General features: G+C 53.6%; 15 protein-coding genes. 9 read left to right on the top strand and 6 right to left on the bottom strand.

Translation table 11 applies throughout. The features are described from left to right. The first annotated feature begins 33 nt into the window (after positions 1–33). The 5 genes from BIZ37_RS01310 (at position 34) to BIZ37_RS01290 (ending at position 5,467) form a co-directional block, all read left to right on the top strand. Positions 34–1,065: a hypothetical protein gene (locus tag BIZ37_RS01310; RefSeq protein WP_255526643.1), complete on the top strand. Its 1,032-nt coding sequence runs from the start codon at positions 34–36 to the stop codon at positions 1,063–1,065. Between the two features lie 162 nt (positions 1,066–1,227). Continuing rightward, entirely contained in the window at positions 1,228–3,084 is a 1,857-nt protein-coding gene (gene ubiD / locus BIZ37_RS01305) for a 4-hydroxy-3-polyprenylbenzoate decarboxylase (RefSeq protein WP_187459984.1), read from the top strand. A 104-nt stretch (positions 3,085–3,188) separates the two neighbouring features. Further along, positions 3,189–3,452 carry a 2Fe-2S iron-sulfur cluster-binding protein gene (locus BIZ37_RS01300; RefSeq protein WP_187459983.1) on the top strand — a complete coding sequence of 88 codons (264 nt, stop codon included), beginning with the start codon at positions 3,189–3,191 and terminating at the stop codon, positions 3,450–3,452. Between the two features lie 9 nt (positions 3,453–3,461). Then, positions 3,462–4,172 carry an NAD(P)H-flavin reductase gene (fre, locus tag BIZ37_RS01295; protein ID WP_107298895.1) on the top strand — a complete coding sequence of 237 codons (711 nt, stop codon included), beginning with the start codon at positions 3,462–3,464 and terminating at the stop codon, positions 4,170–4,172. A 123-nt stretch (positions 4,173–4,295) separates the two neighbouring features. Continuing rightward, positions 4,296–5,467 (top strand): IS3 family transposase gene (locus tag BIZ37_RS01290; protein ID WP_187459982.1). Its coding sequence is split into 2 segments (ribosomal slippage): positions 4,296–4,569 and positions 4,569–5,467, totalling 1,173 coding nucleotides; the frame shifts between segments, so codons are not numbered across the junction. Positions 5,468–5,581: 114 nt separating this feature from the next. On the opposite strand, the gene BIZ37_RS01285 is transcribed toward BIZ37_RS01290, so the two are convergent. Then, positions 5,582–6,457: a carboxylate/amino acid/amine transporter gene (locus BIZ37_RS01285; protein WP_187459981.1), complete on the bottom strand. Its 876-nt coding sequence runs from the start codon at positions 6,455–6,457 to the stop codon at positions 5,582–5,584. A 172-nt stretch (positions 6,458–6,629) separates the two neighbouring features. After that, positions 6,630–7,052, bottom strand: a complete 423-nt coding sequence (locus BIZ37_RS01280; protein WP_107298897.1) for a universal stress protein — start codon at positions 7,050–7,052, stop codon at positions 6,630–6,632. 297 nt (positions 7,053–7,349) lie between these two features. Between BIZ37_RS01280 and ftnA the strand changes: the two genes are divergently transcribed. The 4 genes from ftnA (at position 7,350) to BIZ37_RS01260 (ending at position 10,448) form a co-directional block, all read left to right on the top strand. Then, the gene (gene ftnA / locus BIZ37_RS01275; RefSeq protein ID WP_107298898.1) at positions 7,350–7,877 is read left to right on the top strand and encodes a non-heme ferritin; all 528 of its coding nucleotides are present in this window, start codon (positions 7,350–7,352) and stop codon (positions 7,875–7,877) included. A gap of 81 nt (positions 7,878–7,958) precedes the next feature. After that, complete coding sequence (uspB, locus tag BIZ37_RS01270; RefSeq protein WP_107298899.1) at positions 7,959–8,294, top strand: universal stress protein UspB; 336 nt, start codon at positions 7,959–7,961, stop codon at positions 8,292–8,294. Positions 8,295–8,459: 165 nt separating this feature from the next. After that, positions 8,460–9,647: an NAD(P)/FAD-dependent oxidoreductase gene (locus BIZ37_RS01265; RefSeq protein ID WP_187459980.1), complete on the top strand. Its 1,188-nt coding sequence runs from the start codon at positions 8,460–8,462 to the stop codon at positions 9,645–9,647. Positions 9,648–9,908: 261 nt separating this feature from the next. Beyond that, the gene (locus BIZ37_RS01260) at positions 9,909–10,448 is read left to right on the top strand and encodes a DUF3332 domain-containing protein (RefSeq protein ID WP_187459979.1); all 540 of its coding nucleotides are present in this window, start codon (positions 9,909–9,911) and stop codon (positions 10,446–10,448) included. A gap of 68 nt (positions 10,449–10,516) precedes the next feature. Here the strand turns inward: BIZ37_RS01260 and BIZ37_RS01255 are convergent, their stop codons facing one another. The 4 genes from BIZ37_RS01255 to BIZ37_RS01240 all read right to left on the bottom strand — a co-directional run bounded on the left by BIZ37_RS01255 (position 10,517) and on the right by BIZ37_RS01240 (position 14,338). Continuing rightward, positions 10,517–11,086, bottom strand: coding sequence for a TetR/AcrR family transcriptional regulator (locus tag BIZ37_RS01255; protein ID WP_187459978.1), 570 nt, complete (start codon positions 11,084–11,086; stop codon positions 10,517–10,519). Positions 11,087–11,104: 18 nt separating this feature from the next. Next, positions 11,105–12,535, bottom strand: a complete 1,431-nt coding sequence (locus BIZ37_RS01250; protein ID WP_370577285.1) for a coniferyl aldehyde dehydrogenase — start codon at positions 12,533–12,535, stop codon at positions 11,105–11,107. A 94-nt stretch (positions 12,536–12,629) separates the two neighbouring features. Next, positions 12,630–13,211 carry a tRNA-uridine aminocarboxypropyltransferase gene (locus BIZ37_RS01245; RefSeq protein WP_187459976.1) on the bottom strand — a complete coding sequence of 194 codons (582 nt, stop codon included), beginning with the start codon at positions 13,209–13,211 and terminating at the stop codon, positions 12,630–12,632. 83 nt (positions 13,212–13,294) lie between these two features. Continuing rightward, positions 13,295–14,338, bottom strand: coding sequence for a COG3650 family protein (locus tag BIZ37_RS01240; RefSeq protein WP_187459975.1), 1,044 nt, complete (start codon positions 14,336–14,338; stop codon positions 13,295–13,297). Between the last annotated feature and the right edge of the window lie 40 nt (positions 14,339–14,378).

Genomic DNA, 14,378 nt, shown 5'->3' with positions numbered 1-14,378 from the left:
AACCGACATATCTTTTTTCACCAAGGAGGTGACATGCGACTAGGAAAGTGCATGCAGATAGGTTTACTGGCTGCAGGGATGATGGCCGCCCAGGCCACCGCTCAGGTAGCCATTCAGCCAACTGAAATTTCTCAACAGGATGTTGAGCAAGTCCAGTCTTCCCTACAGGTTAAAAACCGGGTGTCGGCCCTACACCAATACTATGACAGCAGTGAGTTTGCCCTGTTGGAAACCCATTTGTCCTCATTGCCCCCCTTGCAGCAAGAAGCGGTGCGTAGCCAGCTGATTGACCATGCTATCGATTATGCGGATAACCCTGATGGCCTAGATCAAGCCAAAGCCGATTGGCTCGAGGCCCAAACTGGCCGTATGCCGGTGTTCAATGTGGTCGAGCAAGGTGATGGCTACCTGGTGACCAAGTCGGCTTTTCATTATGGTGCCAAGGCCCGCAGTTTGGTGATCCGCTGGCAGCAGCAGTTGTTGGCCCAGCAGATGGTCGACCAAGCGGAGGAGGGGGGACTGCAACTCTCACAGTGGTTGACCGGGGATATTCAAACCCAGACGACCCGCCGTGATATCTTCCTTGCCCAGTTACCACAACTGTCACAGACAGCCGTAGATGCTTTGGCTGAACAATTTACCTCGGATAGTAAATTACTTTGGTTGCCGGACAATGCGGTGATTGCTGCGGTTGCCGCGGCGTCGGATGATGAAGGTGTCTATCATTTGCTGTGGCGCCGCCGCAGCGACCAATATAGCTTGGCTGAACTCAACCGTTTGGCCGCCCTGGCACCGCAGCCGAATGCGACGAAGCAACTGATGGCGGCGACTATAAACCCGACGTTGAAACTCCAGGCCTACCGCGCGCTCATTACCCTCAAACCGTTACCTGTGGCTGCCAGGGATTTTCTCAGCGACAAGCTGAGTGAAGTCGATGATGGCGAACTGGTGGCTACCGAACTCGCCCGCAGCGGCTATCTTGACTGGCTCGAGCAACTGGCTTCGGTCAGCCGTAGCCAGGTATTGCAGAAGAACTTCCGTTCGGCGGTTGCCAAGCTGCCTTAAGCTAGCCCTGGTATTCAGGCAAGGGCTGGATCGCAGTGGCCGGATTTTCCGCTGTCCTACCGTTAACAAGTCGTTATAATGTTTTGATAATGATTATTTGTACCCGGAGGCTGAAGCCAGCGCCGGGTGCTGGTGTATTTAGGATAGGTAACCGCGAAACCGATGAAGTTCAAGGATCTGCGAGAATTCATAGACTATCTGGAACAACAGGGTGAGCTTAAGCGCATTACCCAGCCTGTCGACCCGGATCAGGAGATCACCGAGATTTGTGATCGTACCCTGCGTGCCGGCGGACCGGCGCTGTTGTTCGAAAACCCGGTTGGCTACGATGTGCCGGTACTGGCCAACTTGTTTGGTACCCCTGGCCGTGTTGCGATGGGAATGGGGCGTACCGAAGTGCGCGAATTGCGGGAAGTCGGCAAGTTGCTGGCCTACCTCAAAGAGCCCGAGCCGCCCAAAGGATTCCGTGAAGCGCTGGATAAGCTGCCGGTGTTCAAGCAGGTGCTGAATATGCCCGTCAAGCGGCTGCGCAGCGCCCCGTGCCAAGACATAGTCTGGCAGGGCGATGACGTCGACTTGGATAAAATTCCGGTAATGAGCTGCTGGCCTGATGATGTGGCACCGCTGCTGACTTGGGGCCTGACAATCACCAAGGGGCCAAACAAAAAGCGCCAGAACCTTGGGATATACCGCCAGCAGAAAATTGCTAAGAACAAGATCATCATGCGTTGGTTGGCCCACCGCGGCGGCGCCCTTGATCTGCGTGACTGGATGGAAACCCATCCCGGTAAGCCTTTCCCGGTCAGTGTGGCGTTTGGTGCCGATCCGGCGACAATTTTAGGTGCCGTCACACCGATCCCTGATACTTTGTCGGAGTATGCCTTCGCCGGCCTGTTGCGTGGCCGCAAGAGTGAAGTGGTCAAGAGCCTGACCAATGACCTTGAAGTGCCGGCCAGTGCCGAGATTGTGCTTGAAGGTTACATTGACCCGAACGAGTTTGCCGACGAAGGGCCATATGGTGACCATACTGGTTACTATAACGAGGTCGAGCGTCACCATGTGTTCACGATTACCCATGTAACCATGCGTAAGGACCCTATCTACCACAGTACTTATACCGGCCGTCCGCCTGATGAACCGGCTGTGCTTGGGGTCGCGCTGAATGAAGTCTTCGTGCCTATTTTGCAAAAGCAGTTCCCGGAGATTGTTGATTTCTACCTGCCGCCGGAGGGGTGTTCCTACCGCATGGCGGTGGTATCGATGAAGAAACAGTACCCGGGCCATGCCAAGCGGGTGATGATGGGCGTCTGGTCCTTCCTGCGCCAGTTCATGTACACCAAGTTCGTCATAGTGGTAGATGAAGATGTCGATACCCGTGATTGGGGTAGCGTGGTTGCTGCGATGAGCCGCAATATGGACCCGGTACGTGACACCCTGTTTATCGACCAGACCCCGATAGACTCGTTGGACTTTGCCTCTCCGGTGGTGGGCTTGGGGTCCAAGATGGGGCTCGATGCAACGGCCAAGTGGGAGGCGGAAACCGCCAATGCGGTGGCTTACCCACGCCCACAAGCTGAGCCGGAGCACCATGCCTTGGAGCAAGAAATCAAACAGCTCCCGGCAGTGATTGATTTTTACCTACCTGCAACAGCAGAGCATGCTGGCGTGGCGGTAGTGACCATCGAGAAAGACCAAGAGGGTCAGGCATTGCAGGTCATGGATAGCATCTGGGCGATGTTAGCCACAAAGACCGACACCAAGTTTATTATTGCTTGTGATGGTGATGTCGATGCCCGTGATTGGAATGATGTGATCTGGGCGGTAACCACCCGGATGGATCCAAGCCGCGATACCCTGATAGTCAACCAAGCTGCAGAGCATGGTGCCAGGATTGGCCTCGATGCGACCAACAAGTTGCCGGGTGAAGCAAGCCGCGAATGGGGGACGCCGATCGTCAAGTCAGCGGAGGTGGTTGCCAAAGTGGATGCTATCTGGGATGAACTAGGGATTCTGGGTTAACCTTGCTAGTAAGCTAAACCGAGACGTCGAATTTGCGAGCCAAATTCGAAAGTTAGAACCATAAACCAATGCCCGGTCTGAACACCGGGCGTGAGAACATAAGTATGTACCAAGTCCGCCTGCTGCCCCATGATGTGAAGTTTGCTACCGATGGTGAACAAACGCTGCTTGAGGCTGCGCTCAACGCAGGCATTGCCTTTCCCAACCGCTGTCAGGTCGGTGCCTGTGCCATGTGCATGTGCCGTAAGCAGCAGGGGGAGATCCGCTATCAGCTCGAGCCTATGCTCACCGAGAAGGAGCAGGCCGAAGGTTGGATCTTTGCGTGTCAGGCAATGGCAAACAGTGATTTGGTACTCCAGCTAGATTAGAGGAAGAGAATGTCCATCAAATGCGAAGTAACATCCGTCGAGCCGTTGGCCTGTAATACGTTTCGTATCCTGCTGCGCCCGGAGCAACACATTGAATTCAAAGCTGGCCAGTACTTACTGGCGGTGATGGGCGAGAAGGATAAGCGTCCGTTTTCTATTGCCAGCAGCCCGTGTCGCGAAGGGGAGCTGGAGCTGCATATCGGGGCGGCCGAGCATAACCCTTATGCTATCGAGGTGGTCGAGCACATGAAGGCGGCACTCGAAGGCGGTACTGCAGTTGAAATCGAAGCGCCGCACGGTGAAGCCTGGGTGCGTGAAGATAGCGACAAACCTCTATTGTTGATTGCTGGCGGCACCGGCTTCTCGTATGTCCGCAGTATTTTGGACAACTGCCTGGGCCGTGGTATCAGCCAGCCAATTTTTGTCTACTGGGGCGGCCGTGATGAATGCCAGCTCTATGCCAATGACGAACTCAAGGCGCTGGCAGATAAGCATAGCAACCTGACTTATGTCCCTGTGGTCGAGAGTGCACCAGAAGGTTGGCAGGGTAAAACGGGCAATGTGCTGGAAGCGGTAAGCGATGACTTTGTCTGCCTATCTGCCTATGACATCTACATCTGTGGCCGTTTTGAAATGGCCGGTGCGGCGCGTGAGCAGTTCTCGGCCGAGAAGGGTGCCGAGCGCGAGCGTATGTTCGCCGATGCGTTTTCGTTTATATAATGCATCGGCTCTGGGAAGAGCTGGCCCTAGGCGCTTGGAAAAGCTTGATGGCTAAGCGGGTTGAACCAAATGAAGTGACCCCCTAAAAGTAGACACCTCTTCTCAGAATAAGAGGTGTTTATCATGAAAGTTATAACCCGGCGAACCTACACACAAGAATTTAAAGTTGCTGCAGTTCAAGAATCTATCGATTCTCCAGATACGGTGAAAGCCGTTGCTGCTAGGCTAGGTATCTCACACAAAGTTTTGTCTTCATGGAGAAGCGAATTGGCGACTAAAAAGAGAGCTCCTAAGCCAGTAGAAAACAAAGGTCCAGAACAAAGCCTCAAACAGCTTGAAGCTGAAAACAGGAAGTTACGTAAGCAGCTTGAGCGTGCTGAGTTGGAGAACGAAATCCTAAAAAAGGCGAAGGAGTTCTTCGACAGTCAGCAAAAGTAAAATTTGCTTATATACACAGGGTTAGCACTGTCAGAAGAACGGTAAAACTGATGTGCGACGTGCTAGGTGTGTCGCGCTCGGGTTACTACAAGTGGCTTAACAATCAGCCCTCGGACCGGACAAGGTACAACCAAGGGCTGCTGGCTTTTTTGCGGCAGCAGATAAAGAAACATCGTCGTATCCAGGGCTACCGCAAGCTCTGGGAGGAAGCCGTTGCCTATGGATATGCCTGTAACAAGAAACGGGTTCAGTCTCTGCTTCAGCAAATAGGTTACCGTTCTAATGCTTGTAAGCGGCGCTTCGGTGTTGTCAGGCCAAGGGAGGTTGTGCCCACGGCCCCGAACTACTTGAACAGGAACTTCAGTGTAGAGGCCCCTGACCGTGTCTGGGTCTCTGATATAACCCAAATCCGCTGCCATGAAGGCTGGCAGTACCTATGTGTCATTATCGATTTATACTCCCGCCGTGTTGTTGGCTGGGCAACCAGCTACATGAACTCGGCAGAGATAGTCCTAAGGGCTTTGAAGAAGGCTTGGAATGCACGCAAGCCGGAGGGTGAAGCATTGATGTTCCACTCGGACCGAGGCTCGCAGTACCGTTGCTATGATGTGCTGAAATGGCTCACCAGAAGGAAAGTGACAGTCAGTATGTCGAGGAAGGGAAACTGCTGGGATAACGCATGTTCGGAAAGCTTCTTCGGCTTGATGAAAAAGGAATGGTTCTCCAACCTTGAGCAGATGTCACGAAAGGAAATGGTTGCTGAGTGTCGCAACTATATCAATGGCTATTACAATGTAATCAGAAGGCATGGGACCAATGGTGGATTGAGTCCCATGATGTACGAACTTGAAAATTAACCCCCGTGTCTACTTTACGGGGGTCATATCAAAAATGGCCATAGCCCATAGCCCATAGCAAAAAGTCAAAAGGCGAACCCACCGGGTTCGCCTTTGTTGTTTTTACCGGCCGCGTTATGCCGCGCTTGTCTGTGCGACCTTGCACTTGACCCAGGTTTCGTTGAACCACAACGAGGCGATGATGATCATCCCGCCGATGGATAACCGAACGAGATCGACATCGCGGTTCCAGATCAGGATATTGACGATAAGGCCCGCCGGTACCAGCGCATTGTTCATGATTGCCAGCGCGCCGGCATTGACCAGGGTTGCCCCCTTGTTCCAGAGGAAGTAGCCAAGGCCAGAGGCGATGGTACCTAGGTAGATCAGGATACCCCATTGGGTGCTGGTGGTCGGTAGCTGCTCGGTGTTACCGAACAGAAGGAACATGGGTAGCGCGACACACACCGCCCCGAGGTAGAACAGGCCGAATACCGTGTGCTGGGGGATATCCTGCAGCTCTTGCTCCATGATTCGCTTGTAGCCGACTTGGCCGATGGCAAAGCTCAGGTTGGCCCCCTGGACGATGAGGAAGCCGGTGACGAAGTCTTCGTTGATCCCCTCGAACTTGATCACCGCCGCGCCCAAAACCGCGATGGCTGCGGTTGCCAGGTACCAAGCCGAGAAGCGGCGGTGCAGCATGTCATAGATCAGGGTGACATAGATCGGGGTGAAGATGGTGAACAGCAGGACTTCCGGTACGCTCAAATAGAGGAAAGACTGGTAGTAAAAGCAGTACATAATGCCGAGCTGGAAAGCGCCGACAACCATTATCTTGAGCGCCAGCGAGCGGTGCAGGTACTGGCGGCGCAAAAATGGCAGGAAGACCAGGGCAGCCAGGCTGACGCGGGTCAGGACCGAGAACCAGGCATCGACCTGGCCGGCTAGGTAGACCCCGATCAGGCTAAAGGAAAAAGCCCAGAGCAAGGTAACAGCGGATAAATATCCCATAGTGGTTGTTCAGGGTAGTGATTTGAATGATGGGGCAAGTGTAGCGAAAAAAGAGCAGGGTAAATACAGCCAATTGGTGTGGATACCGACATCGGAGCTGTGGCCGGAATAGAATCAGGCACGGTGATCGGACCGTGCCTGCCAGGCGTAACTAGGAAGGTTTACGCTTGAATTACTTGAGTGGGATCATCAGCATATCGACCGGTGAGCGGTTGATGAGCTGTTTAGCTGAGCTGAGGATCTTGCTCCAGAAGTCTTGGTGATGGCCGCAAACCACCAGTTCGATGTCCATATCATCGATAGCATGGCAGATCTCTTCGCTGAGATCGCCGCTTCCCACCAGGGTGTGGGAGACTGGGTAGTTGGCCTTGTCGGCCAGTGACTGCAGTTGTTTCTGGGCCTCGTCGGCCATTCTGTTCTGGGCATCGGATAGGTTGATATCAATCAGGCCGGTATACAGTTCTGCATAATTGACGTCGATGTGGATGAGCGACAATTTGGCGTCCAATGCCTTGGCGAGCTCAGCAGCTTTGCCGACGATAACATGGCTGTCATCGGATAGGTCGATAGCAACCAGAATATGTTTGTAAGCCATAGTTTTCACTCCTTGACTTAGGGGCTTTGCTTCATGCTAGCACCTAACTTTAGGAAAAAATATTACCGCGATCGCAACTTGTTCCGCTGTTTTACGAAATAATTTTAGCAGTGGAATTCGTTGAATTATTGAAACTTTTTAATGTTATTCGCTGGACATAAGAAAACATGTCATAGATTGTTTGCCGCTGGGCACGATGAGTTGCATTCTCACTTTTGCATTGTGACAATGGTAACAACAGCGTTTTCATACCACCCGATGAGATTGGTATACACTAGAATAGAAAGGAGTAGTGCGATGTTAGCTCAAGCAATGGTTGATAAACTCAACGAGCAAATCAACTTAGAGTTCTTCTCTTCCAACCTGTACCTGCAGATGAGTGCTTGGTGCGAAGACAAGGGCTTTGAAGGTGCGGCAGAGTTCCTGCGCAAACATGCCGTTGAAGAGATGGAGCATATGCAGCGACTTTTCACTTACGTTAGTGAAACCGGTGCACTGCCAATCCTAGGCGCCATTGAAGCACCAAAGCACGAGTTCGCATCACTGGGTGACGTGTTCCGCGAAACTTACGAACACGAGCAGCTGATCACCGATAAGATCAACAAGCTGGCACATGTTGCATTTACTACCCAAGACTACTCAACGTTTAACTTCTTGCAGTGGTATGTGGCAGAGCAGCACGAAGAAGAAAAACTGTTCAAAGGCATTCTTGACAAGATCGAGCTGGTTGGCGAAGACGGTAAAGCCCTGTTCTTCATCGACAAAGACCTCTCTGCGATGGCAAAAGCTGGATCGACATCAATTATGGATACACCAGCTGGCTAACTAGCCTAGGGGCATCTCGCTATGCCCCTTTTTCACCAGAGCATGGCCAGCTGATAAGTCACGTTGTTCGGGGGCTATACTATGAGTGGTGACGCAATCTTACTCGCACTTTTTTTGGTCGCTGTGGTGAATGTTTCCCGCTATGTCAGTACCTTGCGTACTTTGCTAGCGGTCATGCGCGAATGCGATCCTCTTCTCTATCAACAGGTCGACGGCCGAGGGTTTTTCTCATCCCAGGGTAATGTCACCAAGCAAATCCGGCTTTTCCACTATATCCGAAGCCATCAGTACCACAATCACCATGATCCGATATTCATGGAAAAATGCTCCAAGGTCCGGCGGTTGTTTATCCTTGCCAGTACCTACCTGATGGTGTTTTTTGTCGCTATTTTTGTCATTGCGTATATGGGTATTTAAGCCAAGGTGCTCACACTGTGGTATTCGGCCTGCAGGGCAGGTAGAATTGCGGCACTGTGGCGATGGTAAGCCAACTGTATAAATTAGGGATGCAGGCCAACTGGCCCCTGCGTCCCTTTTTTGTTGGGTGAGCCCTTTTTGATTTTGACCGATAGCGGTGGCGTAATGGCTGAAAAATTTGATGTAGTGGTAATTGGTGCTGGGGCGGCAGGCTTGATGTGTGCGGCTGAGGCGGGCAAGCGCGGGCGCTCTGTGCTGGTGGTTGACCATGGCAAGAAACCGGGACGTAAAATCCTGATCTCCGGTGGTGGCCGTTGTAACTTTACCAACTACGACGTGGCTGCCAGTAACTATGTCTGCCGTAACCCACATTTCGTCAAATCAGCCTTGTCGCAATACACCAACTGGGATTTCATCTCGATGATCGCCAAGCACGGCATCGCCTTCGAAGAGCGTGACCATGGCCAGTTGTTCTGTGAAGACTCAGCCAAAGAGATCGTAGCTATGCTATTGGCCGAGTGCGATCTGCCGACGGTACAGCAGCGCTACCAGATCGATGTCCATGATATTACCAAGACTGAGAACGGTTTTAGCCTCAAGCTCAATACCGAACTGGTCGAGTGTGAGTCGCTGGTGGTGGCGACCGGTGGCTTGTCGATGCCTAAACTCGGCGCTACGCCGTTTGGATACCAAATTGCCGAGCAGTTTGGCCTGAAAATGGTACCAACGACAGCGGGTTTGGTGCCGTTCACCTTGCACAAGGAAGACAAAGAAGCCTTCGCCGAGCTGTCGGGCATCGCTATCCCTGCCGTAGTCGAAGCCGAAGATGGCACTGTTTTCCGCGAAAACCTGCTGTTTACCCACCGTGGCCTGTCTGGTCCGGTGATTTTGCAGATCTCTTCCTACTGGACGCCGGGGCAGAAGGTGACTGTTGATTTGCTGCCGGATTTGGACTTGGAAGAGACCCTCAATGCGATGCGCGACAAGCATCCGAACCAGAGTCTGAAAAACTCGCTTTCTCGCCTGTTGCCGAAGCGATTGATTGAAGTGCTTATCGAGCGGGGGGATTTGGTCGATAAGCCGCTCAAGCAGTTCAACCCGAAAGACATCACGGCGATGGCCAATTATTTCCATAAGTGGAACATTGCGCCCAACGGCACCGAAGGCTACCGCACCGCCGAGGTAACCCTTGGTGGGGTCGATACCGATGGCCTGTCGTCGAAAACCATGGAAGCGAAGGAGGTTCCTGGGCTGTATTTTGTCGGTGAGGTGATGGATGTCAGCGGCTGGTTGGGCGGATATAATTTCCAGTGGGCATGGAGCTCTGGCTTTGTTGCCGGGCAGTATGCCTGATCTAAAGATGCCTCTATAACGGCCAAAACACAGCGGTGCATTGCACCGCTGTGTTGTTTCTGGATTGATTGCCCTATTGGTTATTTCCTGTTTTTATAATTCCGCAGCCTGCTGATGGTTAACCATTTATTTACCCAACTCTTACCCTGATTTCACGTCTGTAAATTAGCGACAAGTTTTTGCTAGCAACTTGCATAAAAATGCCTATAATCCGCGCACTTTTTTATGATTATCATCATCTCTTAGCGGAGTAGAGCTTAAATGAAAAAAATCGCATCAAAAGCGATCGTAATGACCCTTCTTGCGACGTCACTTTCTGGTTGTATTGGTCAAATGGGCACCTCTCAGTTGGTAACAAAAGCCAACCTGAGCGCGGTAGACAACCGTTATGGCCGTGCTGGCCTGTTTGTCCTGCTGGGCCCTGTTTACGGTATTGCGGCGACGGCGGATCTGTTCATCTTTAACACCATTGAGTTCTGGACCGGTAAGAACCCGATCACCGGTAAATCTCCGGCAGTGGCAGACACCCCTGTCGATGCGATTTTCAAAGTAAATAGCCAGCTTGACCCATCTCTGACGACGGTACCCCTGGCAAGTGTACAGAACAGCGATATCTTTGCTGCTAGCTTCCGCCAGATTGATGAGCGTACGCTGGAGATGAACGTGGTTTACCAGAGTGGTAAGCAGGCAGTGCTGCGTGGTGAGCGTGCTGGCGATGAGGTGAACTTCTACCTTGACGGTGAGTTTGTTGCTGTCGTGGGTATTGATGAACTGAGTCAGTACGCTAATAACCAAGCCTAACAGCGTCTTCGGACGACACATAATAAAACGGGAGCCAGTTGGCTCCCGTTTTTTGTGCTGATTCGTACCTAGTTTGGCTTGGTTGGCTGCAGGCCCTGCCAGAGGATATGGAAGGCCCCTTGTTGGTAGTGTGGCTGTTGGGCGAGCTCCGGCTGCTCGATAAGCAACTGTGCGGTACTGAGAAAATGCTGGCGGAAAAAACTCAGTACCAGCGGCATCGGTAGCGGGGCCAGCAGGCCTTGTTGCTGGGCTTGCTCAACCCTGTCGCCAATGAACCCCATAGTGGTCAGCATCAGATCCTGATGGCGGCTAATGGTATAGGCCGGATCGTGGTTGAGCTGTAGCATCAACTTGAGCTGGTTAGGGTGGTCCATGGCCCATGCCAGTGCCTTATCCCAGAGTAACTTTAATTGCTCCTTCAAAGGGCCGGTGTCCGGCGGCGTGCCGAGGGCGTCGGCAAGATCCTGTTTGGCTTCGAGATAAAGTGTATCGACCAGATCCTGCTTGCTGGGAAAATGGTGGAACAGGGTGCCGGTCGCCACCCCGGCCTCACGGGCAATGCTGGCCGTTGATGTGCTCTGTACCCCGTTGGTTACGAACAGGGCCAGGGCGGTATCGAGCAATTGTTTTCTTTTCATGGTTTCCCTTCAACTGGCTCAGCGCATGAAGAAGCCGAGCATCAGTTTCTGCCACCAGCGGTTATATGGCGGCTTGATCAGCCCGGTGGTGGCGTATTTGTGCTGGGTCAGGATGGTTTTGGCCTTGGAGAAGGTTAGGAATCCTTCCTTGGCATGATAGTGGCCCATCCCCGATGGACCGATACCGCCAAACGGCGCATCATCGGCCGCCACATGGAGTAGGGTCTCATTGATGGCCATGCCGCCCGAAATAGTGCTATCCCGGACTTGTTGCTGGACAGCTGGATCTTGGCTCATCAGGTACAGTGCCAGCGGGCGCGGGCGTTGCTGGATGAAGTGGATGGCATCAGCCATCTGGTCATATTCGACAACCGGAAGCAGCGGGCCAAAAATTTCCTCATTCATTACCGTAGCCTGCTCAGGGACGTTGCTGAGTAGGTGGGGGATCAGGCGGTGGCGGTCATCACTACGGGCATTATCGTGGCATGGGAAGACTTCGGCACCAAGCTGCTTGGCTTCGTCCAAACACTGGCACAGGCGCTGGTACTGACGCGGGTTGATCACCGAGGCAAAGTCCGTATTGTCCACACCATTTGGGTAATGGTGGTTGAACTGCTCGATAAAGCTGTCGATAAAGGCTTTAGTCTGCCCCCGTGGCACCAGGATGTAGTCGGGTGCGACACAGATCTGGCCTGCATTCATGCATTTGCCAAACAGTGTCCGCTCAACGGCCAGGCTGATTGGCATATCGTCAGCAATAATGACCGGTGACTTGCCGCCAAGCTCAAGAGTGACTGGGGTCAGGTTATTGGCCGCTGCCCGCATAACATGGTGGCCGATAGCTGTTGAGCCGGTAAACAGAAGGTGATCGAATGGCAACTGGGTAAAATGGGCGGCGGCGTCGGCTTCACCTTCAAATACAGCGACCTGATCCGGCTTGAAGGTCCCTTCGACCAGGGTGCGGAGTACCTTGTTGGTGGCTGGGGTGAACTCGCTGAGTTTTATCATCGCCCGGTTACCTGCCGCAAGGGCAGAAACTAGCGGCCCAAGGCTGAGCATGACCGGGAAGTTCCACGGCACCACGATACCGACCACGCCGACGGGTTGGTAGTGGACAGTGACCTTCGCTGGGGTAAGCATCAAACCGGCATGGCGGCGCGAGGGCTTCATCCAGCGTTTGAGCCTTTTCAGCGTGTAGTTGATGTTATTGATACAGGGAACAATATCGGCCACGAGAGAGTCTTGGCGATGACGTTGGCCATAATCTTCGGCAAGGGCTTGGCAGAGGGCCTCACGATGCTGCTTGATGGCCTGTTTCAAGGAGATTAGCTGATGCTTACGCTCATCAAGTGAAGGCATCGGCGCCTCCCTGAAGGCCGCCTGCTGGGTGTGAAGCGTGCGGTCCATGTTGGTGCAATACTCCGGCTGGAGCTGGATATTTTCGGCCACGGTCATCGGTTGGTCTCCCTATCAGTAAAACCGACTAGTCAGTCGGTTTTTAGTATAGAGGACTTTAGCTGTCTGTGAGCTGGTATTTTGCGCTTTATTTCTTGTGGCCACTTTTCTCGGCGTGGAACACACCGGTAAAGTGGTCGAAATACTGTTGCAATTGGTGGGCATCTTGATGGAAACCGGCGGTTTCTAGCAAGGCGATCCCGGCTTCGCAGGTACACAGGTTACCCGGTTGCTGGTTGCGCCGCAGGGCGTAAGACGAGCCCGTGCCAGGGCTGAGCTCGAGACGTGGAAGGGAAGCGAGCCAAGGACTGCGCCTGATCATCTTGCGGGCTTCTTGCCAGGTGGCATCGAGCAGGATGAATAATGGGGTTTTGTCCTGTGGGCTGTGGAAAGGCTGGGCAGGCACCTTGTCATCGCCGGGAAACAGCAGCCATGGTTGGTAGTGCGGATCGTCCAGCATCTCCAGCAGCGCCTGGGGAGGATTGACCCGATCCCAAATCTGGCGCTGGCAGTGCGGCAGGCTACGCTCCATCAATTGCCCGGTATTGGTATCTTTGCCCATTTCCTTGGGATGGGTAAGCAGAACATAAATGTACGGGCAGCTCAGTGTCGGCTCGGCATGGCAGATACAATTGTGCTGGAAGCCGCAGCGCGGGCAGGGTGTCGTCATGGTGCTGGATATGGGCTTGTGGGTTATGCCACGCAGTGTGGCATAACCCAGATAGGAAAGGGAATGGTTTTGTACTGTGATCCCTAATCCTGGATAGGGCTCTGCTTATCCAGTGTCAGGCCACTGTCCCCTAGCTCATAGGTTTCGCCATTGATGACTTCCTGGCGGGTGGTGAGTTGGCCATCCTCACGGGTAAAGAGCCTCTCGCTGATCAGCCTCCGGCCTTGGTACTGGGCCATGGTCACTTTCACCTTGCCGTCACCGGCTTGCTGCCAGAAGCCTTTTTCTTTGAGGCCTGGTTGACCGTCGCTGTAGCTGTATTCTGTCACGGCCGAGTGATCCGGTAGCAGGTTCAGGGTAGTTGTCAGGACGGTTGCACCCAGCTCGCTATGGCCTTGGTAGCTGCCCACCCAATGCTGGGTAACATCCGTTGCCCCTAGGGTCGCACAGCCGGTGTACTCGATACCCTGCCAAGTGAGGGTCGACTGCCAGCCGAACAGGGCATCGCTCATGGTGTCGTTGCACTGGGCCTGGGTCATGGTCAGGGTGAAATCACGCCCTTTGTAGATCTGTTGGCCGGAGCGGATATCACGGCTGGTAATGGTCTGCGGCTCGGTAGGGTAGCTGATCCGGTTGAGGGAGGCGGTATCCCCAGCCACTTCGATACTCCAGCCGGGTTCATTGCCGAAAGCGCGGGTCTTGCGTGGGGGTTGTTGGCAACCTTGGCGCATTTCGGCAGACAGTAGGTTGATCTGTTTGACGTTGAAACGGGCATCATAATCAGCGGCAAAGCCTTCCTCCGGGGCCGGCTCGAGGTAGCCGATAAACTCGCCGTACATGGGTTCGTATCCCGGTGGCGTAACCGCATTGGCCGCTGGGAGATCGCCGGCCGGCAGATGTAGCCAGTACTGCTGATTGCTGCCACAGGGTTGGATGCTGCGGCTCTCGTGGCCGAGGATCACCTGGCCACGGAGCATAAAGGCTTGCACCTTGCCGCTGCTGGTGGTCACTTCGGGTGTCGTGAGAGCTTCCTCTTCGGGCGTTGGGGCTGAGGATGGGTCACTGGCGCAGCCAGCCAGCAACAGCAAGACGGCAATAGGAGCAAGGGGGAGTTGTCGGCGTATCATCGGGATCCCTCGTTGTGATAGGCTGGGGTATAAAGTCAGT

The sequence above is a fragment of the Photobacterium sp. BZF1 genome (assembly GCF_014349205.1).
Classification (GTDB): Bacteria; Pseudomonadota; Gammaproteobacteria; order Enterobacterales; family Vibrionaceae; genus Photobacterium.
This window is presented reverse-complemented; position numbering and strand designations above follow the sequence as displayed.